The sequence below is a fragment of the Streptomyces sp. NPDC005899 genome (assembly GCF_040629645.1).
Lineage (GTDB): Bacteria > Actinomycetota > Actinomycetes > Streptomycetales > Streptomycetaceae > Streptomyces.
This window is the reverse complement of record NZ_JBEXWB010000599.1, coordinates 1-2,282: the sequence shown is the minus strand read 5'-3', so window position 1 is coordinate 2,282 and position 2,282 is coordinate 1. Positions and strand designations below refer to the sequence as shown.

The following is a 2,282-nucleotide window of genomic DNA, read 5'->3' as shown; positions in this document are numbered from 1 at the left end:
GGCACGTCGCTGGGCCGCGAGGCCCGGGCCGTCGGGGGCGCCCTCGCCGCCGGGGACGTCGAGGTGGCCCGCGAGCGGCTGCCCCACCTGTGCGGCCGCGACCCGCAGTCCCTCGACGGGCAGCAGATCGCCCGCGCCGTGGTCGAGTCCGTCGCCGAGAACACCTCCGACGCCGTGGTGGGCGCGCTGGTGTGGGGCGCCCTGGGCGGTGTGCCCGGGCTCGTCGGGTTCCGGGCCGTCAACACACTCGACGCCATGGTCGGCCACCGGTCGCCGCGCCACCGGCGCTACGGCTGGGCCTCGGCCCGGCTGGACGACCTGGCCGGCTGGCCGGGTGCCCGGCTCACCGCCCTGCTCGCCGTGGCGGCGGGTGGGCGGCCCCGCGAGGCCCTGCACGCCTGGCGGGCCGACGCGGGGCGGCATCCGAGCCCCAACGCGGGCCCGGTGGAGGCCGCGTTCGCGGGTGCGCTGGGTGTACGGCTCGGTGGGACCCTCGCGTACGGGGGGCGGGTCGAGCACCGGCCCGTGCTCAACGGGGACGACGGCCGCGACGTGCGGGTCGCGGACATCGAACGCGCGGTGCGGCTGTCGCGCCGGGTGAGTGTGCTGGCCCTCGGCGTGTGCGTCGCCGTGCGGCTGGCCCGAGGACGGAGGCGTCGGGCATGAGCGGCGGGCTGCTGGTCGCGGGGACCACTTCGGACGCGGGCAAGAGCGTCGTCACGGCCGGCATCTGCCGGTGGCTGGCGCGCCGGGGGGTGAAGGTCGCGCCGTTCAAGGCGCAGAACATGTCGCTGAACTCCTTCGTCACCCGCGAGGGCGCGGAGATCGGACGGGCCCAGGCGATGCAGGCGCAGGCCGCCCGCGTGGAGCCGACCGCGCTGATGAACCCCGTGCTGCTCAAGCCGGGCGGCGACCGGTCGAGTCAGGTGGTCCTGATGGGGAAGCCGGTCGGCGAGATGAGTGCGCGCGGCTACCACGGGGGGCGCCAGGAAGCGCTGTTCGGGACGGTCGTGGACTGTCTGGAGCAGCTGCGGAGCACCTACGACGCGGTGATCTGCGAGGGGGCGGGCAGCCCGGCGGAGATCAACCTGCGGCGCACGGACATCGTGAACATGGGCATCGCGCGGGCCGCCCGCTTCCCCGTGCTCGTCGTCGGTGACATCGACCGCGGGGGTGTCTTCGCGTCGTTCTTCGGCACGACGGCCCTGCTGAGCGCCGAGGACCAGTCGCTGGTCGCCGGCTATCTGGTGAACAAGTTCCGGGGCGACGTCTCGCTGCTGGAACCGGGCCTGGACATGCTGTACGGGCTCACGGGACGCCGCACGTACGGGGTGCTGCCGTACGCGCACGGGCTGGGCATCGACGAGGAGGACGGGCTGCGCGTGTCGATGCGCGGCACCGTGCGGGAGTCGGTCGTCGCCCCGCCGCACGGCCAGGACGTGCTGCGGGTCGCGGTGTGCGCCGTGCCGCTGATGTCCAACTTCACCGACGTGGACGCGCTGGCGGCGGAGCCGGGCGTGGTGGTGCGCTTCGTGGACCGGGCGGAGGAACTCACCGACGCCGACCTGGTGATCGTGCCCGGGACCCGTGGCACGGTGAAGGCCCTGGCGTGGCTGCGCGAGCGGGGGCTGGCCCGGGCGCTGCGGCAGCGGGCGGCCGAGGGCCGTCCCGTGCTGGGCGTCTGCGGCGGCTTCCAGGTGCTGGGCGAGTGGATCGAGGACGACGTGGAGTCCCGGGCGGGGCTCGTCGAGGGGCTCGGGCTGCTGCCGGTGCGGGTCCGGTTCGGTGTGGACAAGGTGCTGGCCCGGCCGGCCGGTTCGGCCCTCGGCGAGCCGGTCGAGGGGTACGAGATCCATCACGGCGTCGCCGACGTGCGCGGCGGTGAGCCGTTCCTGGACGGGTGCCGGGTGGGCGCGGTGTGGGGGACGCACTGGCACGGCTCGCTGGAGAGCGACGCCTTCCGGCGGGCGTTCCTGGCGGAGGTGGCCCGGGCTTCCGGGCGGCGGTTCACGGCCGCCCCGGACACGAGCTTCGGGGCGTTGCGGGAGGAGCAGCTGGACCGGCTGGGGGATCTCGTCGAGGAGTTCGCGGACACCGACGCGCTGTGGCGGCTGATCGAGCGGGGCGCGCCGCAGGGGCTGCCCTTCCTGGCGCCGGGGGCACCGGGCGCGCCCGGGCCCGACGTGGGGGCGGGTGGCCCGGGGTCCGCGGAGCCCGCGGCCGGGGCCGCTCCCGGGCCCGCCCCTGCCCGTGAGCGGGGCGCCGCCCCGGACGCCGGCGGC

At 76.3% G+C, this 2,282-nt stretch carries 2 protein-coding genes; both read left to right on the top strand.

What is annotated here, in order from left to right:
- A partial coding sequence (locus ABZ371_RS31880) for a CobD/CbiB family cobalamin biosynthesis protein (RefSeq protein ID WP_358686265.1) occupies positions 1–666 on the top strand: 666 nt, incomplete at its 5' end.
- On the top strand, positions 663–2,282 hold a 1,620-nt coding region (locus ABZ371_RS31875; protein WP_358686263.1), incomplete at its 3' end, for a cobyric acid synthase. The genes ABZ371_RS31880 and ABZ371_RS31875, both read left to right, overlap by 4 nt.